Consider the following 26,897-nt stretch of genomic DNA (forward strand, 5'->3'; position numbering starts at 1 on the left):
CTTTTCCCGCAGGACTGTGCCGCGACTGTCGGATTTGCACCAGCGGCCAGGCCAGCAGCCCCCAGGGAAGCCACGCCGGCTGGGGTGCAGTGGGATGGCACAGGGCTTGCTCCGGCCCTGGCGAAGACTTGTCGATCCATAGGAGCCTGCATGCCGACCCCCAATTTACCCGCCGCGCCCCGGCGCGCCCGCCTGATTGCCGGGCTGTTGGCCCTGGGCCTGGCCTTCGCCGGCAGTGTGCACGCGGAGCCGACGCGCGGCGGCATTCTCGACCTGGTGGCCCAGCCGGAGCCACCGTCGCTGTCCCATGCAGTAGTCAGCCACGTTGCCACCCAGTACGTCGGCGGCAAGATCCTCGAAGGCCTGCTGACCTTCGACACCGACTTGAAGCCGCAGCCGGTGCTGGCTCGCAGCTGGGCGATAGCGCCCGATGGCCTGACCTATACCTTCGACCTGCAGCCGAACGTGAAATGGCACGACGGCCAGCCGTTCGGCTCGGCCGACGTGCTGTTCAGCTTCCGCGACTTCTACCCGCAGGTGGACAAGCGCATGGCGAGCATTTTCGGCGAGTACGTCGACAGCATCGAGGCCAGGGGCGAGCAGCAGGTGGTATTCCACCTGAAGAAACCCTTTTCGCCCTTGCTCTCCGCGCTGGGCAGCGGGCTGCGGCCAATCGTCCCCAAACATCTGTATGCAGGCACCGACTACCGTGCCAACCCGTACAACAACAAGCCCGTGGGCACGGGGCCCTTCGTCTTCCAGGAATGGAAACGCGGCGCCTACATCCGCCTGGCGCGCAACCCCGATTACTGGCGCCAGGGGCTGCCGTACCTGGATGGCATCGTCTACCACGTGATTCCCGACGCCGCCTCCCGCGCCGCCGCGTTCGAACGTGGCGAAGTGCAGGTCTTGCGCAGCGGCGACGCCGACTACGCGGATCTCAAGCGCCTCTCCCAACTGCCAGGCGTGGCTGCCTCGGAGAAGGGCTACGAGCTGTACCCGGGCCTGGCCTTCCTGCAGATAAACACGCGCAAGCCCGGCCTGGACAACCCCAAGGTGCGCCAGGCGATCCTCTATGCGCTGAACCGCCAGTTCATCGTCGACAACATCTTCTTCGGTACCGGCAAGGTCGCCAGCGGCCCGTTCCTCGGCGCCTTCCACGATCCCGCATTGCCGCAGTACGGCTATGACCCGGCCAAGGCCAAGGCGCTGATCGCCGAGTCCGGTGTGGACGCGAGCAAGCTGCGCGTGCGTTTGCTCAACGGTGAGAAGGGCGGCGCCTGGGAGCGCCTGGCCGAATACACCAAGCAGGCCCTGCTGCCGTTGGGCATCAAGGTGCAGGTGGCCACCTCCGATGCGGCCACCTGGTACCAGCGCGCAAGCGACTGGGATTTCGACCTGACCTACAACTTCATCTTCCAGATCGGCGACCCCTATCTGACCAGCGCCTACCTGTACCGCTCCGACTACATCCTCAAGACCTCGCCCTTCGCCAATATCGTCGGCTACCGCAGCGCCGAGGCCGACGCGCTCTGGCAGAAGATCGCCGATACAGCCGAAGGCCCGCAGCGCCAGGCGCTCTATGGCCAGTTGGAGCGCAAGCTCAACGACGACCTGCCGATCGCGCCCATCTTCGAGATGCGCTTCCCCACGCTTTACCACCAGAACGTGCACAACCTGCTGCGCAGCGCCACCAGCCTCAATGACAGCTACGCCGAGGTCTACCTGGAGCCGGCCAAGCCATGAGTGTCCTGCTGTATGCCTGCAGCCGCCTGGGTCGTGCGCTGGCATTGATTCTCGCGGTACTGGTGGGGGCCTTCCTGCTACTGCGCCTGGCCCCTGGGGACCCGGCGCTGCTGATGGCCGGCGAGGCCGGTAGCGACGATGCCGACTATATCGCCAGGCTGCGTGGCGAGATGGGCCTGGACCTGTCGCTGCCAGTGCAGTTGTGGCGCTACCTGGTGCAGATAGCCCACCTCGACCTGGGGTATTCCTATCGCAACCAGGAGGGTGTCTGGTCACTGATCGCCGAACGCCTGCCGGCGACCCTGCTGCTGATGGGCTCGGCCTTCGTCGTTTCATTGTCGCTGGGCGTGCTGCTCGGCGTACTGGCGGCGCGCAGTCAGCAGCGCGGTGGGTCTCTGGACCGGTTGATCGGCCGCCTGGTGTGGGTGCTGTTCGCTACGCCACCGTTCTGGCTGGCATTGCTGTTGGTACTGCTGTTCTCGGTGCGGCTTGGCTGGCTGCCGGCCTTCGGTATGCAGAGCGTGGGCACCGGGCTGCAGGGCTGGACGTGGCTGGGCGACCGTCTTGGCCACCTGCTGCTGCCATGCCTGTCGCTGAGTTTCCTGTCGCTGGCGATGTACGTGCACCTCACGCGCAACGCCATGCTCGACATCCTGCCCCTGGAGCATGTGCGCCTGGCTCGGGCCAAGGGCTTGGGCGAGGGGCGCATCTTCTTCGCCCACGTGCTGCGCAACGCGCTGATTCCGGTGGTGACCTTCGCCGGCCTGCAACTGGGTCAACTGGCCAGCGGCGCATTGCTGATCGAGGTGGTCTACGCCTGGCCAGGCATCGGCCGGCTGCTCTACGACGCCTTGAGCCAGCGTGACTATGCGCTATTGCTGGGGATATTCCTGGTGATCTCTTGCCTGGTGGTGTCGTTCAACTTCCTCGCCGACCTGGCCTGCCGCCTGCTGGATCCGCGCATAGGTGCGGCGGGGGAAAGCCGATGAGCCTGCTGCGAGCCTATTTCTCCCGCCCCGGCGCGGCCCTGGCGGCGCTCTTCCTGTTCGCCCTGGGCCTGGCCGCCGTGCTGGCGCCCTGGCTGTGCGCCGACGGCCCCTGGGACATGCTGGCCAAGCCGCTGATACCGCCACTGGGCGACCCGGCCCACTGGCTGGGCACCGACATGCTCGGCCGGGACATCGCCGCCGGGCTGCTCTACGGAGCGCGGACCTCACTCGGCGTGGGCCTGCTGGCGACCCTGGCGACATTGCTGCCGGCACTGCTGGTAGGCGCCGTGGCCGGCTACTTCGGCGGCTGGGTCGACGAGCTGCTGATGCGCATCGCCGAATGCTTCCAGATCATCCCGCAACTGGTCCTGGCCGTGGTGCTGGTGGCACTGATGGAGCCCTCGCTGGGCTCGGTGGTCCTGGCCTTGGCACTGGTGGCCTGGCCGCCCGTGGCGCGCCTGGTGCGCGGCGAGTTCCTCAGCCTGCGTCAGCGCGAGTTCGTCCAGGCCGCGGTGGTACTGGGCCAGGGGCCGGCACGCATCGCCTTCACGCAGATACTGCCCAATGCGCTGTCCCCGCTGCTGGTAAGCCTGACCTTCATTCTCGCCGCGGCCATTCTCACCGAAGCGGCATTGGCCTTCCTCGGGCTCGGCGACCCCGAGGCGATGAGCTGGGGCTACATGATCAATGCCTCGCGCAACCTGTTGCGCGAGGCCCCATGGATGAGTGTCCTGCCGGGCATCGCCATCCTGCTGACGGTACTGGCCGTGCAACAGGTCGGGGAAGGCCTGCGCGAGGCCATGCAGCAAGGAGGCCGTCGATGAGTGGAAAACTGCTGGAAGTGCGTGACTTGCGCATCGACCTGCCGGCTGGCGGCGACCGCGCCCACGCCGTGCAGGACCTTTCCATGGCGCTGGACGCCGGCGAGGTGCTCTGTGTGGTCGGCGAGTCCGGCTCGGGCAAGTCGATGCTGGCCAATGCCATCCTGCGGCTGTTGCCGACGCACCTGCAGCCTGTGGCCGGGAGCATCCGCTGGCACGGCGAAGACCTGGCCGGGCGCAGCGAGGAGGGCATGCGCCAACTGCGCGGCAAGGACATCGCCATGGTCTTCCAGGAGCCGATGAGTGCGCTCAACCCGCTGCTGAGCATCGGCCGCCAGCTCGACGAGACGTTGCGCGCCCACGGCGTGGCCTCCCGCTCGCAAAGGCGTGCGCGGATTCTCGAACTGCTCGGTTACGTCGGCCTGCCGGACCCGCCCACGCTTTACCACGCCTATCCCTTCCAGCTTTCCGGCGGCCAGCGCCAGCGCGTGGTGATCGCCATCGCCCTGGCCCTGGAACCGGCGCTGCTGATCGCCGACGAGCCGACCTCGGCGCTGGACGTCAGCAGCCAGGCCCGAATCCTGGAACTGCTGCGGCGCATCCAGCGAGAGAAGGGCATGGCGGTGCTGCTGATTACCCATGACTTCGCCGTGGTCGAAGCTATCGCCGACCGAGTGCTGGTGATGGAAAAGGGCCAGGCGGTGGAGCAGGGCCCCCTGCGCCGGGTGCTCGACGCGCCGGCCCATCCCTACACCCGGCGCCTGCTAGCCGCGTTGCACATGCCAGCGCGCGTAGCCCGGCGCGTCGATGGCGAAGCCTTGCCGCAACTGGAGGCCCGTGGCTTGTACAAGACCTACGCCAGCCGCCAGGGGCTTTGGCGTCGCCGGCAGGTGGCGGCGCTGGAGGATGCCAGCTTCGCCCTGCGTCCCGGCGAGAGCCTGGGCATCGTAGGCGAGTCCGGCTCCGGCAAGACCACCCTGGGGCGCGCCCTGGTGCGCCTGTTGCGCCCGGACGCCGGCGAGCTGCTGCTGCGCGGCGAGGATCTGGCGCAGCTGTCGCAGCGCCGCCTGCGGCCACTGCGCAAACACATCCAGATGGTCTTCCAGGACCCCTACGCTTCGCTCAATCCACGCCAATGCATAGGCGCCCAGGTGATGGCCGGAGCCCTGGCCCAGGGCGTGCCGGCGACTGAAGCCGAACGCCGCGCGCGTGGCCTGCTCCAGCAGGTGGGCCTGCCCGAGAGCGCCTTCGAGCGCTATCCGAAGGACTTCTCCGGCGGCCAGCGCCAGCGCATCGGCATCGCTCGTGCCCTGGCGGTGCAGCCGCAGATACTGGTAGCCGACGAGTGCGTGTCGGCGCTGGATGCCCTGGTTCAGCAACAGGTACTGGAACTGCTGGAACAGTTGCAGCGCGAGCTGGGCTTGACACTGGTGTTCATTACCCATGACCTGCGGGTGGCGGCGCGCCTGTGCGACCGTATTGCGGTCATGCAGGGCGGGCGCATCGTCGAACTGGGCGAGACCGGCCAGGTGCTGCGCGTGCCCAGCCACCCCTATACGCGCAGCCTGCTGGCGGCCCAGCCAGGCGAGGCGCTGGCGGGGGCGATGGCATGAGCGCGGTGAAACAGATGGCCCTGGGGGCCTTTCTCATGGCCACCGGGCACCACTTGGCCGGCTGGCGCCACCCGCGGGCTCTGGCGGAGGGCGGCTTGGACGCCGGGCACTACCGCGCGCTGGCTCGCACCGCGGAGCGTGGCTGCTTCGATGCCATTTTCCTCTCCGATACCCTGGCCATGTTGCCGGGCCGCCTCGACGCCCTGAGCCGGATGGCTCGCACGGAGCACTTCGAACCGCTGACGCTGCTCGCGCACCTGGCGGTGGAAACCCGGCACATCGGCCTGGTGGCCACCGTGACCTCGTCCTATAACGACGCGGGCACGGTCGCGGACGCCTTCGCCACACTGGAGGCCCTGAGCGGTGGACGCAGCGGCTGGAACCTGGTGACCTCGAGCAATGCCGAGGAGGCCGGTAACTTCGGTCGCGCCAGCCACTACGAACACGCCTGCCGCTACCGCATGGCCGAGGATTTCCTGGGGCGTGTGCGCTTGCGCTGGCGACACCGGGGCGTGGCGCCGGTACAGGTGCTGGCCGGTGCTTCCGAGGCCGGCCGCAACCTCGCCGCGCGCCATGCCGAAGTACTGTTCACCGCACAGCCGGAGCTGGCCAGTGCCCAGGCCTTCTATGCCGACATCAAGGCCCGCGCCGTCCGCCACGGCCGCGACCCGGACGGCATCAAGGTATTGCCGGGGGTATTGCCGATCCTCGGCGCCAGCCGCACCGAAGCGCATGAACGCCACGCCGAACTGCAGGCGCTGGTGCAGCCCGTGGTCGGGCTGTCGCTGCTGGGGGACGTCGCGGGTGGCTTCGACCTTTCCAGCCTGCCGCTGGACGGGCCGCTGCCGGAACTGCCGCCAACCGAGTCCGGCGTCAGCCGCCAGCACCTGCTGCTGGACCTGGCCCGGCGCGAGGGCCTGAGCATCCGCCAGCTCTACCAGCGCATCGCCGACGCCCGCGGCCACCGCGTGCTGGTGGGTACCGCCGAGGATGTCGCGGACCAATTGCAGCACTGGTTCGAGGCCGGTGCCGCCGACGGCTTCAACATCATGCCACCGTACCTGCCCGGCGGCCTCGACGACTTCGTCGACCAAGTGGTGCCGCTGCTGCAACGGCGCGGCCTGTTCCGCCGTCGCTACCAGGGCCGCACATTGCGCGAGCACCTGGGCCTGATCCGTAATTCCCTTGTCGAGGAGAGCCTCACCGATGCCTGAACACGGACTGCCGCGAGTACGCGGCGAAAGCGTGGAGATCCGCCCCGGCCGGCGCATCAGCCTGGCCCATCACCGGGGACACGAGTACCCGGATACCGTGGTGTTCTTCGCCCACGGCGGTGGCGGCAACAAGGACCAATGGCGCGAACAGTGGGTGGCACTGAAGGATGCCGGCTACAGCCTGGTGGCCTGGGACCTGCTCGGCCATGGCGCCAGCGACAAGCCGCGTCGCGCCGAAGCCTACGCCTGGGACGAACTGGTAGCCGACCAGCTCGCGGTGCTGCATCGCTACGCCGGCGTGCGCAATCTGCTGGCCGCGCATTCCTTCGGCACCGGGTTGAGCCTGAGCAGCCTGCTGGCCCTGCAGGCGCAAGGGCAGGGTGAGCTGATCGACGCAGCGCTGCTGTTGGGCACCCAACTGGAGCGGCCGCAGGCCACCGGCGGCCTGTTGTCGCTGCCGGCGTGGCTGCTGGAGTGGTTCCGCCCGGTCCTGGCGAAAGGGTTCCGCGAGCGCGCCTGGCATCCGGACGCCGATCCGGCGCTGGTGGACTACGAGGAGCGGCTCACTGAGAACAACCGCCTCCATGTGTTCAAGGCCCTGGTGGGCCAGGCCGCCTGGCCGGCAGTCGAGGACCTGCGGACGCTGCGTCTTCCCTTGCGCATCCTTGCCGGTGACAGCGACGGTCTGACGCCCGCCGAACGCGCCCGGCCCCTGCACGAATTGCTGCCCGGCTCGCTGTTCGAAGTGCTGGCCGGCTGCGGCCATCAACTGATGCTGGAAAAGCCGTGGATCGTCACCCGCCACCTGCGCGAACTGCTCGCCACCCCCTCTGCCACCGGTGCAACCCCACCCCCGGACGGCGACTACGCCCTGCGCTGAGATTCAGTGCGGCAGGATCTTCGCCAGGAAGGCCCGCGAACGCTCGTGGCGGCCGTGCGGGTCACCGAAGAAGGCTTCGGTGGGCACGTCCTCGAGAATCCTTCCCTGGTCCATGAACAGCACGCGGTCGGCGACCTTGCGGGCGAAGCCCATCTCGTGGGTGACGCAGAGCATGGTCATGCCGCCGCGGGCCAGTTCGACCATGACGTCGAGCACTTCGTTGACCATCTCCGGGTCCAGCGCCGAGGTGGGTTCGTCGAACAGCATGCACAGTGGGTCGAGGGTCAGCGCGCGGGCGATGGCCACGCGCTGCTGCTGACCGCCGGAGAGCTGCGTCGGGTACTTGTCGACCTGTTCGCGCAGGCCCACGCGCTCCAGCAGCTCCAGGGCGCGCGCATTGGCCTCGTCCTCGGAGCGGCGCAGCACGTGGCGCTGGGCCAGCAGCAGGTTGCCGCGCACCGACAGGTGTGGGAACAGCTCGAAGTGCTGGAACAGCATGCCCACCCGCGCACGCAGCGCCGGCAGGTCGGTGCCGGGGGCGCCGACCTCGACGCCGTCGACTCGCACGCTGCCGCTATCGAAGGGTTCCAGGCCGTTGACCAGCTTGATCAGCGTCGACTTGCCCGAGCCCGAGGGGCCGCAGACCACCACCACCTCGCCCTTGGCAACGCGGGTGCTGCAGTTGCGCAGCACGGGGAAGTCGCCGTAGTGCTTGCTGACATTGTCGAATTCGATCATGACGGGGTCCGCTGGTTGGGGGCGTGGCGCGCGAACAGCGCGGCGAGCAGGTCGAGGGTGGAGCAGAGCAGGAAGTAGAGCAGGGCGACGAACAGGAAGATCTCCGTGGGATGGACCATCACCCGGTTGCTCACCTGGGTGGCCACGAAGGACAGCTCGCCCACGCCGATGACGTAGGCCAGGGAGGTGTCCTTGATCAGCGACACCCACTGGTTGAGGAAGGACGGCAGCATGATCGGCAGGGCCTGCGGCAGTATCACCAGGCGCAGCACCTGCCAGGGCCGCAGGCCGAGTGCGCGGGCGGCCGCCCACTGGCCGGCGGGCAGGCTGCCGATGCCGGCATGGACCGAGTGCGCAAGGTAGGCGCCGCCGATCAGCGAGAGGGCGCAGACCACCGTGGCCAGCGCCGGTACGTCGAGGTGGAAGACGATGGGCAGCAGGAAGTAGGCCCAGAAGATTAGCATCAGCACCGGGATGGCGCGGAAGAAGCCGAGCACCGTCACCAGTAGCATCTTCGGCCAGCCGCGCAGCACCGCCAGGGCGATGCCCAGGGCCAGGCCGAGCACCGCCGAGGCCAGGCCTGAGAGCAGCGCCAGCAGCAGCGTCAGCGCGGCGCCGCCGAGTGGGCCATCGGGCCAGGCGCCGAGCAGCAGATAGGGCAGGTTGTCGAGGATCACCGAGAAGTCCATGGCTCAGGCTGCCCCCCGGCGGTAGCGGCGGCTGTGCTGGATGGCCTCGATCAGGGCAATGGCGCCGATATAGAGCAGGGTGGCGATGCCGAAGGCCTGGAAGGTCTTGAAGGTCTCGGTTTCCACCTGGCGCGAGGCGTAGGACAGCTCGGCCAGGCCGATGGCCATGGCCAGCGAGGAGTTTTTCAGCGCGTTCATGTACTGCCCCAGCAGCGGCGGCAGGGCAGTGCGCAGGGCCTGGGGCAGTACCACCAGGCGCCACACCTGCATCGGCCGCAGGCCCAGGGCCAGGCCGGCGGCGTGCTGCTGGGGGCGTACCGAGGCGATGCCGGCGCGCAGTTCCTCGGCGACGAAGGCGGTGGTGTAGAGCGTCAGCCCCCAGGCGGCGGCGAGGAACTCGAAGGAGGGCCAGGCCAGAGGGAAGCCGCCCGGCGTCAGCTCATGGGGCGTGTTGAGCCAGGCCACCAGGTCCTCCGGCAGCAGCGCCGGCACGCCGAAGTACCAGAAGAACAGCTGCACCAGCAGCGGGGTGTTGCGAAACAGCGCCAGGTAGGCCCGCGCCGGCCAGGACCAGTAGCGGCTGCGCGCCAGACGGGCGATGGCCAGGGGCGCGCCGAGCGCGGTGGCGAGCAGGCAGGCGAGGGCGGACAGACCCAGGCTCATGAGGAAGCCGTCGAGCAGCCAGCGCAGGTAATGCGGGGCGAGGAGTTCGCCGAACATGTGCGGGTTTCCATCGGGAAGAACGAAAAGCGCGCCTCACTGCCGTGGGCGCGCGGGTGTTGCGGGTAGCGGGGCTCAGCTCTTGTCGCCGATCTTGTACAGGCGCGCCAGCGGGGTCTTGGTGTCGGGACCGAACCAGGTGTCGTAGATCTTCTGCGCCTGGCCGTCGGCCTCCAGTTCGTGCAGGCTCTGGTTGACGAATTCGACCAGGGCGGTCTCGCCCTTGGGAATGCCGACGCCGATCAGGTCGTTGGAAATGGTGAAGGGCGGCACTTCGTACTTGTCCTTGTCCGGCACGTTGGCCAGCAGGCCGATCAGCTTGGGACCGTCCTGGGTGATGGCCTGCACCTGGCCGTTGCGCAGGGCGGTGAAGGCGAAGGGGGTGTCGTCGTAGGCGATGACCTTGGCGCCGGGGAACTTCTCGCGCAGCACACCTTCGTTGACCGTGCCCTTGTCCACGCCGACGCGCCACTTGTTCAGCTCGTCCGGGCTCTTCAGCGTGCCTTTCTTGACGATGAACTGCTGCCCCGAGGAGAAGTAGGGAATGCTGAAATCCACCTGCTGGGCGCGTTCCGGGGTGATGGTGAAGTTGGCCAGGACCAGGTCGACCTTGTGGGCGGTGAGCAGCGGGATGCGGTTGGCGGGGTTGGTCGGCAGCACCTGCAGCTTCACCCCGAGCTTGTCGGCCAGGGCCTTGGCGTAGTCGACGTCGAGGCCTTCGATCTGCTTGCTCCTGGCGTCGACGAAGCCGAATGGCGGGTTGCTGTCGAAGGCGGCGACGCGCAGCACGCCGGCCTGCTTGATGTCCGCCAGACGATCGGCATGGGCCAGGCCGGAAAGCACGGCCAGGGCGAGGGCGGTAACGGCAGTGAGTTTCTTCATGAACATCCAGCTCCTTGGCGGTCCCTGCCTGTCCGGCAGGGTACCTTGTATTGTCGAGGACGGGCGTTTCCGGATGGGAAAGGCCCGCCGTAGAGCCGCGGGGGTAGACCGCTGGCGAGGCGGATTCTGGCAGGGGCGAGGTGCGGGACGAAAAGAATGATTCGATCTACCTGATAACCAGAAGGAATTAGAAATTGTCCATGCTTTTAATGAAGGAATAAGTCGATGCGCGCCGCGCTTATGTCTTCCGGTGCTGTTTCGATAATTTTTAATTGCTTTGCATAGCCTGTCTGGGTTGCAAGACTGGCCGGCATCCTTCGCCTGCCAGGAGTTCCGCCATGGCCGCTCAGCGCCAGCTCAAGCTCGGGGCCTTCATGCGTCCGGTCAGCATCCACACCGGCGCCTGGCGCTACCCGGGCGCCTACCGCGACGCCAACTTCAACTTCGAACACCTCAAGCGCTTCGCCCAGACGCTGGAGCGTGGTCGCTTCGACGCCTTCTTCATGGCCGACCACCTGGCCCTGCTGAACATGCCGCTGGAAGCGCTCAAGCGCAGCCATACCGCCACCTCCTTCGAACCCTTCACGCTGCTTTCGGCGCTGAGCCAGGTCACCGAGCGCATTGGCCTGGTGGCCACCGCCTCGACCAGTTTCGAGGAGCCGTTCCACGTGGCCCGGCGCTTCGCCTCCCTCGACCACCTGAGCGGCGGTCGTGCCGGCTGGAACATCGTCACCACGTCCAATCCGGACGCCGCGCTGAACTTCGGCCTCGATGAACACCTGGAGCATGATCGCCGCTACCAGCGCGCACGGGAGTTCTACGACGTGGTCACCGGACTCTGGGACAGCTGGGCCGACGACGCTTTCGTCCGCGACGCGCAGAGCGGGGAATACTTCGACCCGCAACGCCTGCGCCGCCTCGATCACCAGGGTGAATTCTTCAGGGTGCGTGGGCCGCTGCACATCGCCCGCCCGCCACAGGGTTGGCCGGTGATCGTCCAGGCCGGCGCCTCGGAGGCGGGGCGCCAGTTGGCCGCGGAAACCGCCGAAGTGATCTTCGCCGCCCACGGCAGCCTGGCCGACGGCCAGGCATTCTACGCCGACGTGAAGCAGCGCATGGACCGCCTCGGCCGCCCGCGCGAACACCTGAATATCCTGCCCGGCGTGCTGGTGGTGGTCGGCGATACCCTGGAGGAGGCCCGTGCCATACGCGCGAAGCTGGACAGCCTGGTGCACTACGAGAGCGCCATCGCCTCGCTGTCCATCGCCCTGGGCCATGACGTATCGGGCCTCGATCCGGAACGCCCACTTCCGCCCATCCCGCAGACCAACGCCAGCCATACCAGCCGCGAGCGCGTGCTCCAGTTGGCCGAGCGAGAGGGCTTGAACGTACGCCAGCTGGCCCAGCGGGTGGGTGGCTATGCCGGGCTGGCTTTCGTCGGCACGGCGCAGTCGATCGCCGACGAGATGCAGGAGTGGCTGGAAAGCCAGGGCTCGGACGGCTTCAACGTGATGTTCCCCTGGCTGCCGGGCGGCCTGGATGCCTTTGTCGAGAAGGTCGTGCCGGAATTGCAGCGGCGCGGCATCTTCCGACACGAATACGAAGGCACCACGCTTCGCGAGCACCTGGGGCTGCCGCGACCGGAGAACCGGTTCTTTCGAGGGCGTGCGTGATGAGCCTGACCAGACACCAAGAGCGCGGATGCCTTTGGCAACAGTCAGTGAGCTCGCGCGATAGGAGCCTTGTTGGGGGGCTGATCAGCTAGCTTCGGGTGGAGCCATGCGAGGTGCTCCTGGGATCGCGCCGTCATCTTCCGGTGCCGTCGACGGCGGTCTCAGCCTTGCCGCGTGCGGCTCTGGCATCGCGTCGGTCATAAGCTTATTGCAGAACGTTCTGCAAGATTTCCATGCCTCGCTCCACAGGTTTCTCAGCAGGTCCTCTATGTAATCTGGCTGGAGCCCAACCGATGATCGACCGACCTATTGCTTTGCCGATTGTGGACTTCCATGGGGACCGGCCATGACCGGCCACATCGAGAGTTCCTTGAACGAGATGCGCCTGAGGCTGGAGCAGGACCGCTTCGGCCTTTCGGAGTGGCCCACCTGGACATTGCTGATCGGTGTACAGGTCGCATGGTTCGTCGTGCTGTGGGCCAGCCAATGGCTGGGGCAGTGGACGAGCACGGTGCTGTTGGTGCCGCTGGTGACGTTGTGGATGTCGGTGCAACACGAGCTGCTGCACGGCCATCCGACCCGCCTGGTATGGCTGAACAAGCTGCTGGGTTACGCGCCTTACGCGCTCTGGTATCCTTACACCCTGTACCGCGATAGCCATCTGGCCCACCATAACGACGAAGCGCTGACTTTGCCTGGAGTCGATCCGGAAAGCCGATACGTCAGCACATCGGGTTGGGCACGCTTGCCGACCCTGTCGCGATTTTTGCGCTGGGTCGACAAGACGGTACCTGGCCGCCTTCTGATCGGTGCGCCTCTGGCGCTATTAGGGCTGGCAAAGGAGGAGGGTAGCCGTCTATTGCGTGGCGAGCGGCAGGCCTGGCTGATGTGGGGTACCCATGGATTGCTGTGCGTCATCCTACTGATGCTGGTCCAGCGATTCAGTGCTTTATCGGCTGCTCACTATGTGGTTTGGGTCAGCGTTCCAGCGTTGGCGCTGGCGATGCTGCGCTCGTTCTACGAACACCGCCCGTCCCTGTCTCCTGAACAGCGAAGCGTGATCAACGAGGCGGGCTGGCCGTGGCGCTGGCTGTTCCTCAATCTCAACCTGCACCTGGTTCACCATGATCTACCCTGGCTGCCCTGGTACCGCATGCCGGCCGAGTACCGCGCACATCGCGACTTCTGGCTGGAGCGCAGCGGGGGCTTTCTCGTGCGCGGCTACGGTGAGCTGGTCCGTCGCCACTTCCTGCGCCCGATAGACTGCCCTCGGCATCCCTTCGCCGGGAGGGAGCCCTCGCCATGATTGCGGGTTTTGCCGAGTTGCCGATGTACCCCGCGCCGGAACCGATTCACACCGCCGCAGAAGCCTGGATCGCACATACGCTGCAATTGCTCGGAGCACAGCGGCGACCTTGGCGGGGGGAGAACCTCCACCGGCTGTTCCGGGAGCCTGACCTGCTCTTCGCCCAGACCTGCGGCTATCCCTTGATGACCGGCTTGCAGGACCGGGTTCGGTTGGTTGGCCGGCCGGATTTCGATCTTCCCTATTGCGCTGGCGGTGAGCATCACAGCCTTCTGCTGGTGCGTGAGCGTGAATCGCGCTGTGATCTGGCGGCCCTGCGCGGTTGCCGGGGAGCTGCCAACAGTGCGGACTCGAACACCGGGATGAACCTGTTGCGTCACGCCTTGGCGCCTTGGCATCGCGACGGTCGTTTTTTCACTGACTTCGCCTGGAGCGGTAGTCATCGCCAGAGCCTGCGCTGGTTGCGCGAGGGGCGCGCAGACCTGATCGCCGTGGACAGCGTGACCTTCGCCTATCTGCAGTTCCATGCCGCAGAGGAAACCCAGGGAGTGCGGGTGCTGCAACTGAGCGCGCCCAGTCCTACGCTGCCCTACATCACGACAGGTGATGAGAGTCAGGCAAGGCAAATCCGCGAAGCGCTGAACAGGGCGCTGGAGGAGTTGCCGCAGGTTGCCGGGATCCTGCACATCCGTCAGGTGCTCCCTGCAAGCCCGGCTGACTACGAGATGCTACTGCGTTACGAGAAGGCCGCTGTCGAAAGGGGCTTGGCGACCCTGCATCCAGGAGCCTGATGGGTATCGCACCTTTCTTGTCGCGGCTGATTTATTGGATATAAGAAGCTGATACAAAGCTATTTTTAAAGAATAAGCCAACTTGCTAGGATGCCTCCACCGGATGACCGGACTCCCTTGCAGCATTCCCGTTTATGGAGCCGTCATGCCCGGTGCCGACAATTCCCATGGCCAAGTGGTAGGCCTGCTATTTCGCGACCACTACGACTGGCTGCAAGGCCGCTTGCGGCGCCACCTGGAGTCCGGCGCCAGCGCCGAGGACCTTGCCGCCGAAACCTTCGTCCAGCTCCTGGCCAGCCCTGTGCTGGCGCCGATCCGCGAGCCACGCGCCCTGCTCACCACCATTGCTCGCCGCCTGCTGTTCCAGTTGTGGCGCCGCCGCGACCTGGAGCGCGCCTACTTGCAGAACCTCGACCCCGAGGCCGCCGACGAGCGCTCGCCCGAGCAGATCGCCGAACTGCTGGAGGCACTTCAACGCATCGACCAGTTGCTCGATGGACTGCCGGCGAAGGTCAAGGCGACCTTCCTGCTGTCGCAGATCGACGGCCTGACCTACCCGGAAATTGCCCGCACTCTGGGTATTTCCCAGCGCTCGGTGAGCGACTACATGGCCAGGGCCCTGCAGCGCTGCCTCAAGGCAAGCTTGTCATGACTCGCGAACAGGAACAGACCCTGCTGATCGAGCAGGCCACCCGTTGGCTGGTCCTGCTGCGTTCCGGTCAGGCCAGTCGCGAGGATTGGCAGGCCTTCGTGGCCTGGCGCGAACGCGACCAACGCCACCAGCAACTCTGCGATCAGTTGGAGCAAACGCTCGGTGCATTCCGCGTGGCCAAGGCCCAGGGGGTGCGCGGCGAGCAGTTGCAGCGCACCCTGAGCGCCGCCGGAGCAAGCCGCCGACGCCTGCTGCACGGGGCGTTGGTGGGCGCGGGAGTGATGCTCTGTGCCGGGCTCCTAGCGGATCGGCAGGTGCCGCTGGAGGAACTGGGCGCGGACCTGCACACCGCCACTGGCAGGCGCCAGCGCGTCACCCTCGACGACGGCAGCGAACTGGTGCTCAACGCCCGCAGTGCAGTGGACGTCGACTTCACCCCGCAACGTCGCCTGGTACGCCTGCGCCGCGGGGAAATCCAGTTGCACGTTGCCGGTGACACACGTCCGATGCTGATCGCCAGCCCTTTCGGCCAGGTGTTCAGCCGGGGTGGCCGCCTGCAATTGCGTCAGGGCGAGGAACGATGCACGGCCTCTGCGCTGGAGGGAGCGCTGGAGCTAGCCACGCTGGCCGGCGAACGCCTGCAGCTGCCACGCCGCCAGCAGGTGAGTTTCGACCGCTATGCCTTCGCCTTGCCAGCGCCCCTGCTGGGGGGCGAGGGTGCCTGGGTGGACGGCTTGCTGGAAGTGCGCAACCAGTGTCTGGCGGACGTACTCGACGCCCTGCGGCCGTATCGCAGTGGCGTGCTGCGGGTCGATCCGGCGGTAGCCGGGCTGCGGGTCAGCGGGCTGTTCCGCCTAGACGACAGCGACCAGGCCCTGGACGTCCTTGCCCGTACCCTGCCGATCCGCGTCGCACGCCGCACGGACCTCTGGGTCAGCGTTGGGCCTGCCTGAGACCGCGACGCCTTGCACGACGGTTCTAAGGTCATAACCAATCGATCTGCAAGGTTCCCGGGCACCATTGCACAGAGATGACGTAAGCGCCGTCCTTTGCGGCGCATCTTCTGGGGGAGTCATGTCGCGTCATTTCGTTTTCACCCGCAAGGCCGGGGCGTTCGCCCTGGGATCGCTCGCTGCCTTGTTCCTCGGTTCGGCGCTGGCTGCCGGGCCGTCGCAGGCTTACCACATCGCATCGGGGCCGCTGGACGAGGTGCTGCTGTCGATCAGCCGGCAGAGCGGCCAGGTGATTTCCTTCACTCCGGAAGTGGGCCGCTACTCGTCGTCGGCGGTCGACGGCACCTACTCCGCACAACAAGCGGTGGATGCCGCGCTGCGCGGCACCGGCCTGCAACTGCAGGTCAGCGAGGACTGCGCCTTCGTCGTCCGCAAGGCCGGCAACGGCGGCCAGGGGGCCACCGGAGCGGCGGCGGATTCGAGCATCCCGGCCTTGGACCGCGTGGTCGCCATCGGCACCCGCCGCCAGGACGCCACTGCGCTGACCAGCAGTGCGCCGGTAGACGTGATCGACGCCAAGGAGCTGGTGCAGACCGGCGCCACCAGCCTGAACCAGGCGCTGTTCCAGTTGCTGCCTTCGTTCAACTTCCCGCAGAACCAGAGCGCCACCCGCGGGCAGGACCCGAAAGGCGCTTCGCTGCGCGGGCTGTCGCCGGACCAGACCCTGGTGCTGGTCAACGGCAAGCGACGGCACGCTTCGGCGGTGGTGAACATCTCCGGGGGCGTGCCCTTCATCGGCGCGCAATCGGTGGACCTGGACATGATCCCGATCAGCGCCATCGACCACGTCGAAGTACTACGGGACGGCGCCTCGGCGCAGTACGGCTCCGATGCCATCGCCGGGGTCATCAATATCGTTCTCAAGGAGCGAGACAGCGGCGGCCAGGCCAATGCGCAGCTGGGCAAGTACAGCCAGGGCGACGGCTTCAGCAAGTCCACCGATGGTTGGTACGGCCTGGCGCTGCCGGGGGACGGCTTCCTCACCCTGAGCTTCAATGGGCTGAACAACAAACCCGACGACATCGGCGAGAAATACTATGCCGACGGCGAGCTGCAGGATCCGCGCTGGGGCGGCGCGAGCCGGGAGAAATTCAACCTGGCGGCCAACGGCGAGATCGGCCTGAGCGACGCCTGGCGCCTATACAGCTTCGGCACTTTCGGCCGAGACACCTCGTACAACAACACCCCGCCGCTACTCGCTAGCAACCCGAACAACGTGCCGGAAATCTACCCCAACGGCACCATCCCGCAATACCGCTACCACTACGAGGACGCGTCTCTGACACTGGGCTCGCGCTATGAGGACGAATCCCTCGGGCGCTTCGACCTGTCCGCCACCTATGGCCGCGACAAGCACACCGAGCGTGCCTCGGACACCGTCAACCCGAGCTACGGAGTAGCCAGCCCGACCAGCTTCGATGTCGCCACGCTGATCAACGAGCAGACCAACCTCAACCTCGATTACAGTCGCGACGTGGCGGTGGACTGGGCCTTCAAGCCGGTGACGCTGTCCGCTGGCCTTGCCTGGCGCGATGAGCGCTACCGCCTGGAGGAGGGCGACTTTGCCTCCTATTCCTATGGCGGCATCGATGGCGTGCAGGTGGGCGCAGTGCAGGCCTCGGGCCTTATGCCCGATGACGCCGATACCTACACCCGCCAGGTGAGCGGCCTCTACCTGGGCCTGGAGAACCAACTGACCGAGCGCTTCCAGTTCGGCCTTGCCGCGCGCACCGAGCATTACTCGGACTTTGGCGACACTACCACCGGCAAGCTCTCCGCACGCTACGAGCTGACGCCGCAACTGGGCTTGCGCGCAACCATCAACAATGCCTATCGCGCGCCCACCCTCGGGCAGATCGGCACATCCTGGACCACCACCACCAACGTCGGTGCCGATGGCAACCCGGTGCTGACCCGCATGCTGCCGGTGGACAATCCGGCGGCGCGGGCCCTGGGGGCGCAGAAGCTGAAACCGGAGAAGTCCGACAACTACTCCCTTGGTCTGGTCTGGCGCCCCAGCGAGCAAGCCTCGCTGACCATCGACGCCTACCAGATCGACATCCGCGACCGAATCCTCTACAGCGGCGGCATCTTCGGCCCGGAGGCCGAGCGCATCCTCACCGAGGCGGGTTACGGCCAGTACAGCTGGGCGCAGTTCATGACCAACGCCGCCGATACTCGAACCCGGGGCGTGGACGTGGTGGGCAAGTACAACCTGGAGTTGGGCGCCTACGGCAACCTGGCTCTGTCCGCCGGCTACACCAAGACCCGCACACGGGTGCAGCAGATCCACGGGAACCCCAACGGCTTTGCCACTGTGACCCGCGAGTCCGAGGGCTATCTGGAGCACGGCTACCCGCAAGACAAGCTGGTGTTCGGCGCGGTGCACAGCTTCGGCCCCTGGACCATCAGCCTCTACGAGACGCGCTTCGGCCGCTACCGCAAGTACGCCGCCGACGAGAGCGCCGCGCAGTATGACCAGACCTTCTCCGCGCAATGGATCACCGATCTCGACCTGAACTACGCGTTCAATCGCAGCCTCAAGGTCTCGGTAGGCGCCAACAACCTCTTCGACAGTCACCCGGACAAGTACAACGACCAGCTGCGCCAGACCTCGGCCCAGCAGTACAGCTACCTGTCTCCGGCTGCACCGGAGGGCGCCTTCTACTACACCAAGCTCACCTATGACTTCTGACCGGAACGGGAGCGCCTTGGCGCGCCCATGACCTCACCTTCCACGAGGAAACCTTGCATGCAATCGTTCAAACGCTGGTTCGGCGGTGCCGCGCTTATCCTCGGTCTGCTGGCCTCCGGGGCGCAGGCCGCCGACGAGAAGACGCCAATTCATTTCGGCGAGCTCACCTGGGAGAGCGGCAGCCTGATCACCGAGGTGCTGCGCCTGCTGGTGGAGCAGGGCTACGGCTACCCCACCGACACGCTGCCCGGCAGCACCGTCAGCCTCGAAGCGGCGCTGGCGCGCAACGACGTCCAGGTCATCGGCGAAGAATGGGCCGGGCGCAGTCCCGCCTGGGTCAAGGCGCAGGCCGAGGGCAAAGTGTTCGGCCTGGGCGACACGGTTAAGAACGCGGACGAAGGCTGGTGGGTACCCGAGTACGTCATCAAGGGCGACCCGGCGCGCGGCATCACCCCCCTGGCGCCCGATCTGCACTCGGTGACCGACCTGCCGCGCTACCGCGAAGTGTTCCGTGACCCGGAATCGCCGGACAAGGGACGCTTCCTCAACAGCCCCACCGGCTGGACCTCGGAAATCGTCAACTCGCAGAAGCTCAAGGCCTACGGGCTGACCGACAGCTTCACCAATTTCCGCACCGGATCCGGCGCGGCACTGGATGCCGAGATTGCCTCGTCGATCCGTCGCGGCAAGCCGGTGCTGTTCTACTACTGGTCGCCCACCCCGCTGATGGGCCGCTACAAGCTGATACGCCTGGAAGAGCCGCCGTTCGATGCCGAGGCCTGGAAAACGCTGAGCGACGCGAAGAACCCCAACCCACGCGGCACTCGCTCGATGCCGGCGCGGCTGTCGGTGGGCGTCTCCGCGGCCTTCCACCGGGACTACCCGGAACTGGTCGAAGTCTTCGAGAAGGTCGACTTCCCCATCGGCCTGCTCAACGCCTCCCTGGCGAAGATGAGCGAGACACGCCAGGCTCCGCGCGAAGCCGCCCGTGACTTCCTCAGGGCCAACCCGCAGGTCTGGCACCCGTGGGTCAGCGAACCGGTCCGCGCCAAAGTCGAGGCGGCGCTGTGAGTTCGAGCTTTCCGCAAGGCCTGCATCACTCCATCGCCGAGCCGGTGAACCAGTTGGTGGACAGCCTGGTGTTGAACTACGGCGACCAACTGCGGCAGCTGTCCGAAAGCCTACTGCAACTGGTGACCCTGCTGGAAAACCTCCTGCGCCTGCCGCCCTGGTGGCTACTCCTGACACTGCTGGGCCTGCTCGCCTGGCACGCCGGGCGCAGCTGGAAGCGCGCGCTGGTGCTGGTGGCGCTGCTGTTCCTGATCGGCGTTGTCGGGCTCTGGGATAAACTGCTGCAGACCTGCGCGCTGGTGTTGGTCGCCACCGGGCTCTGCGTGCTCATCGGTGTTCCGCTGGGCGTGCTGCTGGCTTACCGTCCCCTGGCCCGCCGCGTGCTGATGCCGCTGATGGACGTCATGCAGACACTACCCAGCTTCGTCTACCTGATTCCGGTGCTGATGCTCTTCGGCTTGGGCAAAGTACCGGCGATCTTTGCCACGCTGATCTACGCGCTGCCGCCGCTGGTGCGGCTCACTGAACTGGGCCTGCGCCAGGTAGACCCTTCGGTTCTCGAAGCCGCACGCTGCCTGGGCGCCAATCGCTGGCAACGCCTGCGCCACGTCGAATTGCCGCAGGCTCTGCCGAGCCTGATGACCGGGCTCAACCAGACGGTGATGATGGCGTTGTCCATGGTGGTTGTCGCCTCGATGATCGGGGCTCGCGGCCTCGGCGAAGATGTGCTGGTGGGCATCCAAACCCTCGACGTCGGCCGTGGCGTCGAGGCAGGGCTGGCAATCGTCGCACTTGCGGTGGTGATCGATCGCGTCACCCAGGGGTATGGGCGGCGAGCTCGCTGAAAGGGCCCATGCACGCTATCTCGAGTCCCCCGGGGGACCGCTCGCGGATATGGACGCTGCAGTTGGAAGGGCAGGCACCGATGCAGGGGCAGACGGGCTTTCGGTACGACGAAGCGGTACTGATTGGATTGTCGCGCATCGCAACCTGATGCCTTCCTCGCGATCCGGTGCTGTTCTGTCGTGTATCGCCGGGGGATTCATATCGATATGAAGAAACGGCCTTTTACCTCGGCTTATGGATTCTGCATTAGTGCGCTAACACCGCCGTGAGTGCAGGCATCCGACGCCGTACCACGGTACTGACGCCCAATTCGCGGTATCGAGTCCAATCCCCTAGAGGAGGACCCGTGGAGAGTCCGGGCATCGAACTCACCGATCGGCAGCGCTGGAGTGTGCTGGCGAGGATTAACGCCTCCTCGGTGCTTTCCCAGATTGTGCAGATAGGCACCATCACGCCACTGCTGTCTTTGTCTATGGAGCGGCAGGGAGCCGAGCCAGCACGGATCGGGTTGGTGGTCAGCGCCTCATGGCTCGCCATCCTGCTCCTCTACCGAGTGGTTCCGCGTCTGCTAGTGTTGCTCGGACTGACCAGGGCCGTGATGATCAGCGCGGTCCTGACGGTGGCGTCGGTGCTTGGCATGTCCCTGACCCATAATCCGCTGATGCTCTTCGCGTTGAACTTTGTACTGGGAGTGGGGCTGATCCTGCGCTGGATCGCCAGCGACACCTGGATAGTGCTGGTCGCGCAGAGAAATGAGCGCGGGCGCGCCATCGGCGTTCATGAAACCCTGATGGGACTTGGAATTGCCGTAGGGCCACTGCTGCTGTCGCTGCTGGGTGTCGACAACGCCCTACCTTACTATGCCAGCGCGGCGCTTGCCGGTGCCTCCGGGGCCCTGGCCTGGACCTTGAAAGACGTCGCGGTGGCGCCCGGCATCCCGGTGGAAAAACGGCCTCTGGGCGTGCTCGGAATGATTCCCTTGGCCCTGTGTGGAGCGTTCATCGCCGGGTTCAGCGAAACCTCCTCGGTCACCTTCCTCGCCAGCTACGGCTTGGCGGCGGGGTACCTCCTGGCAACCGCCACGCTGTTGGTTGCCGCATTCGGAGCAGGTGGCACGGTGCTCCAGTTGCCCATCGGCTGGGTGGCCGACCGCAGCTCCTACAAGGTTGCGCAACTGCTGTGTGGGTTGGTGCTGGTTGGCGGGGCGCTGCTCATTGCGCTGTGTCAGCCTTATCCCTGGCTCGCCGCATTGGCCGCGTTCGTCTGGGGTGGTGCCATTGGCGGAATGAATACGCTGGCCGTGATTGAGGCCGGTGAGCGGGTCAGCGAAAAACAGCTATCGACTGCTATGACCACCATTGCGCTGTTCTACACCCTGGGCAGCATCACCGGCCCGATCGTCACTGGTGCAGCCATTGGTATGCTGGGCGACCAGGGCTTGATCGTGTCTGCCGGGGCGGCCGGGACGCTGTTCGTGATCGCCTTGGCGCTGCATCCCGGCTCTCCGACCCGACAGTGACCGGCCCTCAGAGCGTAACGAACAGCGCCGAGGTCCACACGCGCGACTGGTCGCGCTGGCGGGCGCTGATGAACAGCGGGTGCTCGCGACCTGGTTCCAGGCCCAGCGAACATAGGTCGATGCGCCCCGACACGTCGCGGGGCAGAACGGCGTCACTGACCTGCTCCAGTGCAACCTGCAATTCTGCGCCCGGCAGGTGCTTGACGATTGCGCCGACGGTGAGCAATTCGTCACCCGATAGCTCCAGCGCCACCGTGGGTGCGTGGGGGTGCGGATGCGGCTCCAACGAGTCACCGACCTTCACGTAGCCATCGATCCGGCAGTGCACGCGAATGGTCGCTGCCGCCAGGTGGGAGACATCGATTTCCAGGCTGTCGGTGTCGCCATTGGTGTCGGTTCTGAATGCCAGGGTAGTGACGTCCTTGCGCCAGGTCACCTGCTCGGGATGGTCGTCGCCGAGGAAGCGGAAGGCGTTGATGGTCGCGCCGGTGATGCTGATCTCACCGTTCCAGTAGGCGCCGCGGTAGCGATCCTTTATACGTGCGCCGCCCAAACGCAGGCGGATGCGACGGGGCGACAGGCCAGCCTCTGCATGCAGGTTGTGCGACCACAGGCTTTGTTCGCCGCGGAACAGCTCGATATGCTCCCAGCCTGCATCACCTAGCAGGCGATAATCCAGCGCCGCCTCGCGGGTGGTCTTCACCACGTCGCCCATCAGGTGCTCGCCCAGGCGCAGCAGCGCGAAGCTTCGCTCACCGGTGGTGGCGAAGGTGTGCCGGGCGCGCAGTGCGCGGCCCACGCCGGCGCGGTCGAAACTGTCGGCGATTACCCCGGTGAGCCCGCCACGTGAGCCGAACACGGCGGTCGCCGGCACGCCGCCACCGCAGCGTCCCTGGTGCTCGTCACTATTGGCGGCGGCGCCGACGCGGTAGCCGCGCTGCAGGGCCTCGGCGTAGACCCAGTGGAACTGGCCCCAGGCCGAACTGACTTCCACCAGGCGCTCCAACTGAGGATGGTGCCAGTCGAGGTTGCAGCGACGACCGCCCACGTGAGGCATCATCAGGTGACCTTCGGGATCGTGTGCATAGGCGGCGTACAACTCGTCCACCGGCCAGGCGCCAGGCTTGATGGTGCCAGCGGTGAACTCGTTCCATTCGAAGGAGCGCACCAGGCGGCCCTGGGCGTCGAAGGGAAACTCCGGCTTGCGGTCGTGTAGGAAGACGACGTTGCGGTCGCCGCCCGCGCAGGAGTTGCCGCACCACTCGGTGCCTGGATAGCAGACGAAGCGCCCTGGCTCGTTGAGCTGGTGGATCAGGGCAACCGCCGCATCCCAGCGCTGTTCGGTGATGTTGAAGTCGTTGGCGGTGTAGCCGAGTACGTCGAGACCGGCAACGTCGCGACCGTAGCTCAGGTTGTACAGCGTGTCGTTGGTGCCCACGGTATCGTCGGAATGTACATGCAGGTCGGCATACAGCGGTCGCAGACCGGACGTCTCCGCATCGACATTGACGAAGGCCGTGCCGGGCAGTACGCCGGCTTGCGCGGTAGTGGCCTGGATCGACCATTCGCCTTGAGCCGGCAGATCGATCGCCGGTACACGCAGGATGGCCCATCCTTCGCTGGCGAGGGTGAAGGGCAGGTTGCGGATATGCCCGGCCGGGCCGGCCAGGGTGATTTCGCCGCTCAGCGGCGTGAACCGGCAAGTATTGCCCCAGGCATCGTCTGCCCGCACCAGCAGGTCGAACGGTTGGCCTTCGCCCACCAGGCGTGGCGCGATGACCTGCAAGCGCTCTGGCGAGCCGGGCACGATGTCCAGCAGCAGATCACCGGGCACCTCGGCAAACTTCGAGCTGCCCAGCGGGTCGATGAACAGGCGCAGGCGGAAGTCCTTCTCGACAAAGCTCTGCACGCGTGTGCCAGCGCCGCCCTGGCGACGATCGCCAAGGCGGATGACGATGTGGTCACCGGGGTTGAGGTAGCCGTCTACGATGTCGATCAGGATGGCTTTCTGGAAGGGGCGTTCGTGGCCCTTCTGGTCGAAGCGTACCTTCAGGTGCTGCACAGTGGCCGGGCTCTGGCCCGGCACCAGATCGCCGGCCTGGTATTCGACGCTGACATAGTTGGCGGCGGTCGGGTCGGAGGTCTGGAACAGCGCCCAGTCCGAATAGAACTTGAACGCAAGCTTGAGCCAGGCGCCGTCGGCTAGGCCGCTAGCACCCACCTCGTAGATGAATGTGATCTCGTCCCACTGGCCGGCGACTAGCGTCTGGCGATCACAGCGGATGCTGCCCAGGAACGGTCGCGCCTTGTTGCGCTCGTAGAGTCCGGTCGGGGCGATGTACTCGCCAGCGTCGCGGGGATCGAAGGTCTGGCTCACGCGGATACCTCGTTGCGAAAGAGGACAGGACGGCGGGACGCCTCAGGCGGCCCGCCAGGATTGGTAGTGTCGTTCCAGGCGACGGAACACCAGGCTCTCCATCATCCAGGCGAGCAGGCCGATGATGGCGATGCCCAGCAGCACCTGGCTGCTGTTGCCGATCTGCCCGCCCATGGAAACCATCCAGCCGATGCCCTGCGAAGCGCCGATCATTTCGGCGGCTACCAGAGCTCGCCAACCCTGGCTGAAGCCGATGCGCAGGGCGGCGGTGAGGAAGGGCAGGGAGGCTGGTAGGTAGATGTGCACGAGCAGTTGTGTGGGTGTGGCTCCGAGCGTCCGCGCCGCGCGGACTTCTCCGTCGCGTATGCCGAGTACGCCCTCCTGCAGGGTGACGATCATCGGAAACACCGCCGCGATGAAGATCACCAGCATGATCGAGAAGAACCCGAGGCCGAAGATGATCAGGATCAGTGGCGCCCAAGCGATCGGAGGGATCGCCATGAACAAGCTGTTGAGCGGCGCGACGAACTCGCGAAAGCGCCGCGCCAGGCCGGCGGCAGTGCCAACGATGACGGCGATGACCAATGCGCTGCCAAAGCCGGTCAGTTCCTCCAAGGCACTGGCGCGGAACTGCTTCCAGAGCGAACCGTCCTCGATCCAGCGCAACGCTTCGGCACCGACCACCCAGGGTTGCGGCAGCACGTAGCTCGGGAAACAGCTGGCCAGGACGATCCATACCAGCAGCAGAAAGGGCAGGGAGGCCCAGCCCCAGTTGGGCCTTGGCAATGTCATGGTTGGCTCAGCGGGAAGCTTTCTGCAGGAAGGAGGTATCCACCAGATCTTTGATCGGCACGGTGGTGTTCATGAACTTCAGCGCGTTGGAATAGGCCATCAGGCGCTCGATGAACGCTAGGTCGGTAGCGTTCAGGTCGGCCGACCAGCCCAGGCGTCTGCGCGCTTCGGCGACGATAGCGCGGCCATCGGCCTGGCTGCCGTCGGGGCGCTGCACTGATTCCAGGCGGAACGCGTCAGCGATGATCGCGTCGGACTCCTGCGGGTGTTCATTCAAATAGGCAATGGCGCGGCGGTGGGCCCGGAGCAACTTCACCACATCGTCAGGACGATCGCGTAGGGTTTCCGGCAGGCCGATGACGACGTACCAGGGGTACTGCGGCAGAGCCTGGTTAACGTCCAGCAGCAGCCGCGCGGAACCGCGCAGCAGCGCCTGGCTGACGAAGGGCTCCCAGGAGAACGCCGCATCGACGATGCCGCGATCCAGCGCTGCGTTCATGTTGCCCGGCGGCATGTCGACGATATCTAAGTCGGTGTCCGGGTTCAGACCCGCGCGTTCGCCCAGCACGTAGCCACGCAGCAGCACGTCCATCCCGCTGCCTTTCTTCACACCGGCTAGCTTGTGCCCCTTTAGTTCGCCTAGACCGTGGATCGGACTGTTCGTGCCGGCGAGCACGGCTGCCTGGCCGTAGTTCACTTTGGCCAGGATTACACTCTTGAGCCCGCGCGCATACCACTGGTACACCGGCGGGGCGCCGACATAGGCGACGTCGAGCTCGTGAGCCGCCAGGGTCTGCTGGATCACCGGGCCATCGCCCAGCGGCTTGATGTCGACGGCCAGTCCTTCGTCGCGGTAATAGCCGAGCTTGTCGGCGATCAGCACCGGTGCGTTGGCCATGGCGAAGACATAGCCAATTCGCAGCGGTTCGGCGGCCTGAGCACAGGTCAGCCAGGAGGTCGCCGCCAGGGCGATGGGCAGGAGCAGTTTCTTGATCATGCGGGACTCGTTGTCAGAGGGGGGTGTCGATGCGCAAAGGGGAGGCAGCCATGACTCCGCTAATGCGTGCCATCAGGTCGTTGCGGTACTCGAGAAACGCCGGCAGGCGTCGGGTTTCCAGGTTGTTGCGCGGACGCGGGAGGTTGATGGCCAGTTCGCTATGGATGCCTCCCGGTGCGATGTTCATCACTACCACACGGTCGGCCAGGAACACTGCCTCATCGATATCGTGGGTGATGAACAGCACCGTCTGTCCCAGCGTGGCCCTGAGTCGCAAGGTCTCTTCGTTCATGGCTGCGCGACTGATAGCGTCGAGGGCGGCGAACGGTTCGTCCATCAGTAGCACCTCGGGTTCCAGCACCAGGGCGCGGGCGAGTGAAACGCGTTGCTGCATGCCCCCGGAAAGCTGACGGGGCAATTGCTGTGCTGCATGCTCCAGGCCTACCAGGCGCAGGTACTTCAGCGCGCGGAGACGCTGCGCCTTGGCATCGCCGCGGCCGGTGAGTTTGAGGCCGAAACGTACATTCTCCAGTGCGCTCAACCAGGGGAAGAGTTGCGGACTCTGGAATACATAGCCCAGTCGCGGCAGCTCCGGCCTGGTTGCCTCGCCATGCACCAGCACCTGGCCGGCGCCCGGTTTCTGGAAGCCGGAGAGCAGGTTGAGCAGGGTGGTCTTGCCGCATCCCGAGGGACCGAGGATCGCGACGAACTCGCCGGGCCGGGCGCACAGGTTCAGTCCCTTGAAGACGGCGTGCCCATTCGGGTAGGCGAATTCGACGTTCCGCACGCTGAGGGCATCGGGCGGCAGGTAAAGTTCGGCGTGGGACATGGCAAGCGGCATCGAGTCATCTAGAATGGAAGATATTTGTAATA

23 protein-coding genes are annotated in these 26,897 nt (G+C 66.1%); 15 read left to right on the forward strand and 8 right to left on the reverse strand.

The features are described 5' to 3' along the window. Positions 1-150: 150 nt before the first annotated feature. From PKO50_RS08915 to PKO50_RS08940, 6 genes are read left to right on the forward strand one after another with little or no spacing between them, the layout of a single operon-like run. Positions 151-1,746: an ABC transporter substrate-binding protein gene (locus PKO50_RS08915; RefSeq protein ID WP_275629396.1), complete on the forward strand. Its 1,596-nt coding sequence runs from the start codon at positions 151-153 to the stop codon at positions 1,744-1,746. After that, on the forward strand, positions 1,743-2,735 hold the full coding sequence (locus PKO50_RS08920; protein WP_275629397.1) for an ABC transporter permease: 993 nt from the start codon (positions 1,743-1,745) through the stop codon (positions 2,733-2,735). Before PKO50_RS08915 ends, PKO50_RS08920 begins: the two co-directional genes overlap by 4 nt. Beyond that, complete coding sequence (locus PKO50_RS08925; protein WP_064583448.1) at positions 2,732-3,559, forward strand: ABC transporter permease; 828 nt, start codon at positions 2,732-2,734, stop codon at positions 3,557-3,559. Before PKO50_RS08920 ends, PKO50_RS08925 begins: the two co-directional genes overlap by 4 nt. Further along, a complete protein-coding gene (locus PKO50_RS08930; protein WP_275629398.1) occupies positions 3,556-5,169 on the forward strand; it encodes an ABC transporter ATP-binding protein in 1,614 nt (537 codons plus the stop codon). Before PKO50_RS08925 ends, PKO50_RS08930 begins: the two co-directional genes overlap by 4 nt. Continuing rightward, the gene (locus PKO50_RS08935; RefSeq protein ID WP_275629399.1) at positions 5,166-6,383 is read left to right on the forward strand and encodes an LLM class flavin-dependent oxidoreductase; all 1,218 of its coding nucleotides are present in this window, start codon (positions 5,166-5,168) and stop codon (positions 6,381-6,383) included. The genes PKO50_RS08930 and PKO50_RS08935 overlap by 4 nt, the downstream gene beginning before the upstream one ends. After that, positions 6,376-7,263, forward strand: coding sequence for an alpha/beta hydrolase (locus tag PKO50_RS08940; RefSeq protein WP_275629400.1), 888 nt, complete (start codon positions 6,376-6,378; stop codon positions 7,261-7,263). The genes PKO50_RS08935 and PKO50_RS08940 overlap by 8 nt, the downstream gene beginning before the upstream one ends. Before the next feature lie 3 nt (positions 7,264-7,266). Here PKO50_RS08940 and PKO50_RS08945 read toward each other — a convergent pair whose 3' ends face one another. From PKO50_RS08945 to PKO50_RS08960, 4 genes are all read right to left on the reverse strand, one after another. Further along, positions 7,267-8,001 (reverse strand): amino acid ABC transporter ATP-binding protein, encoded by a 735-nt coding sequence (locus PKO50_RS08945; RefSeq protein WP_275629401.1) that lies wholly within the window; start codon positions 7,999-8,001, stop codon positions 7,267-7,269. Beyond that, the gene (locus PKO50_RS08950; protein ID WP_064583443.1) at positions 7,998-8,690 is read right to left on the reverse strand and encodes an amino acid ABC transporter permease; all 693 of its coding nucleotides are present in this window, start codon (positions 8,688-8,690) and stop codon (positions 7,998-8,000) included. Before PKO50_RS08950 ends, PKO50_RS08945 begins: the two co-directional genes overlap by 4 nt. Before the next feature lie 3 nt (positions 8,691-8,693). Then, positions 8,694-9,410, reverse strand: coding sequence for an amino acid ABC transporter permease (locus tag PKO50_RS08955; protein ID WP_275629402.1), 717 nt, complete (start codon positions 9,408-9,410; stop codon positions 8,694-8,696). A 75-nt stretch (positions 9,411-9,485) separates the two neighbouring features. Then, positions 9,486-10,292, reverse strand: a complete 807-nt coding sequence (locus PKO50_RS08960; RefSeq protein WP_275629403.1) for an ABC transporter substrate-binding protein — start codon at positions 10,290-10,292, stop codon at positions 9,486-9,488. 338 nt (positions 10,293-10,630) lie between these two features. Here PKO50_RS08960 and PKO50_RS08965 point away from each other — a divergent pair, with 338 nt between their 5' ends. The 9 genes from PKO50_RS08965 to PKO50_RS09005 all read left to right on the forward strand — a co-directional run bounded on the left by PKO50_RS08965 (position 10,631) and on the right by PKO50_RS09005 (position 21,858). Next, positions 10,631-11,965: an LLM class flavin-dependent oxidoreductase gene (locus tag PKO50_RS08965; protein ID WP_275629404.1), complete on the forward strand. Its 1,335-nt coding sequence runs from the start codon at positions 10,631-10,633 to the stop codon at positions 11,963-11,965. Positions 11,966-12,344: 379 nt separating this feature from the next. Next, positions 12,345-13,271 carry a fatty acid desaturase gene (locus tag PKO50_RS08970; RefSeq protein ID WP_275630445.1) on the forward strand — a complete coding sequence of 309 codons (927 nt, stop codon included), beginning with the start codon at positions 12,345-12,347 and terminating at the stop codon, positions 13,269-13,271. Continuing rightward, the gene (locus PKO50_RS08975) at positions 13,268-14,062 is read left to right on the forward strand and encodes a PhnD/SsuA/transferrin family substrate-binding protein (protein ID WP_275629405.1); all 795 of its coding nucleotides are present in this window, start codon (positions 13,268-13,270) and stop codon (positions 14,060-14,062) included. Before PKO50_RS08970 ends, PKO50_RS08975 begins: the two co-directional genes overlap by 4 nt. Positions 14,063-14,207: 145 nt before the next feature. Then, positions 14,208-14,714, forward strand: coding sequence for a sigma-70 family RNA polymerase sigma factor (locus PKO50_RS08980; protein WP_275629406.1), 507 nt, complete (start codon positions 14,208-14,210; stop codon positions 14,712-14,714). After that, positions 14,711-15,667, forward strand: a complete 957-nt coding sequence (locus PKO50_RS08985; protein WP_275629407.1) for a FecR domain-containing protein — start codon at positions 14,711-14,713, stop codon at positions 15,665-15,667. The genes PKO50_RS08980 and PKO50_RS08985 overlap by 4 nt, the downstream gene beginning before the upstream one ends. A gap of 121 nt (positions 15,668-15,788) precedes the next feature. After that, positions 15,789-18,422: a TonB-dependent receptor gene (locus PKO50_RS08990; RefSeq protein ID WP_275629408.1), complete on the forward strand. Its 2,634-nt coding sequence runs from the start codon at positions 15,789-15,791 to the stop codon at positions 18,420-18,422. 57 nt (positions 18,423-18,479) lie between these two features. Beyond that, a complete protein-coding gene (locus tag PKO50_RS08995) occupies positions 18,480-19,493 on the forward strand; it encodes an ABC transporter substrate-binding protein (RefSeq protein ID WP_275629409.1) in 1,014 nt (337 codons plus the stop codon). After that, on the forward strand, positions 19,490-20,338 hold the full coding sequence (locus PKO50_RS09000) for an ABC transporter permease subunit (RefSeq protein ID WP_275629410.1): 849 nt from the start codon (positions 19,490-19,492) through the stop codon (positions 20,336-20,338). The genes PKO50_RS08995 and PKO50_RS09000 overlap by 4 nt, the downstream gene beginning before the upstream one ends. 347 nt (positions 20,339-20,685) lie before the next feature. After that, complete coding sequence (locus PKO50_RS09005) at positions 20,686-21,858, forward strand: MFS transporter (RefSeq protein ID WP_275629411.1); 1,173 nt, start codon at positions 20,686-20,688, stop codon at positions 21,856-21,858. Between the two features lie 7 nt (positions 21,859-21,865). Here PKO50_RS09005 and PKO50_RS09010 read toward each other — a convergent pair whose 3' ends face one another. The 4 genes from PKO50_RS09010 to PKO50_RS09025 are packed head-to-tail and all read right to left on the reverse strand — an operon-like array spanning position 21,866 to position 26,853. Continuing rightward, positions 21,866-24,235, reverse strand: a complete 2,370-nt coding sequence (locus PKO50_RS09010; RefSeq protein ID WP_275629412.1) for a hypothetical protein — start codon at positions 24,233-24,235, stop codon at positions 21,866-21,868. Between the two features lie 42 nt (positions 24,236-24,277). Continuing rightward, on the reverse strand, positions 24,278-25,027 hold the full coding sequence (locus PKO50_RS09015; protein WP_275629413.1) for an ABC transporter permease: 750 nt from the start codon (positions 25,025-25,027) through the stop codon (positions 24,278-24,280). Between the two features lie 7 nt (positions 25,028-25,034). Further along, entirely contained in the window at positions 25,035-26,024 is a 990-nt protein-coding gene (locus PKO50_RS09020; protein WP_275629414.1) for an ABC transporter substrate-binding protein, read from the reverse strand. A 13-nt stretch (positions 26,025-26,037) separates the two neighbouring features. Then, positions 26,038-26,853: an ABC transporter ATP-binding protein gene (locus tag PKO50_RS09025; protein ID WP_275629415.1), complete on the reverse strand. Its 816-nt coding sequence runs from the start codon at positions 26,851-26,853 to the stop codon at positions 26,038-26,040. Positions 26,854-26,897 lie beyond the last annotated feature (44 nt).

The organism is Pseudomonas sp. 273 (assembly GCF_029201425.1).
GTDB classification, from domain to species: domain Bacteria; phylum Pseudomonadota; class Gammaproteobacteria; order Pseudomonadales; family Pseudomonadaceae; genus Pseudomonas; species Pseudomonas delhiensis.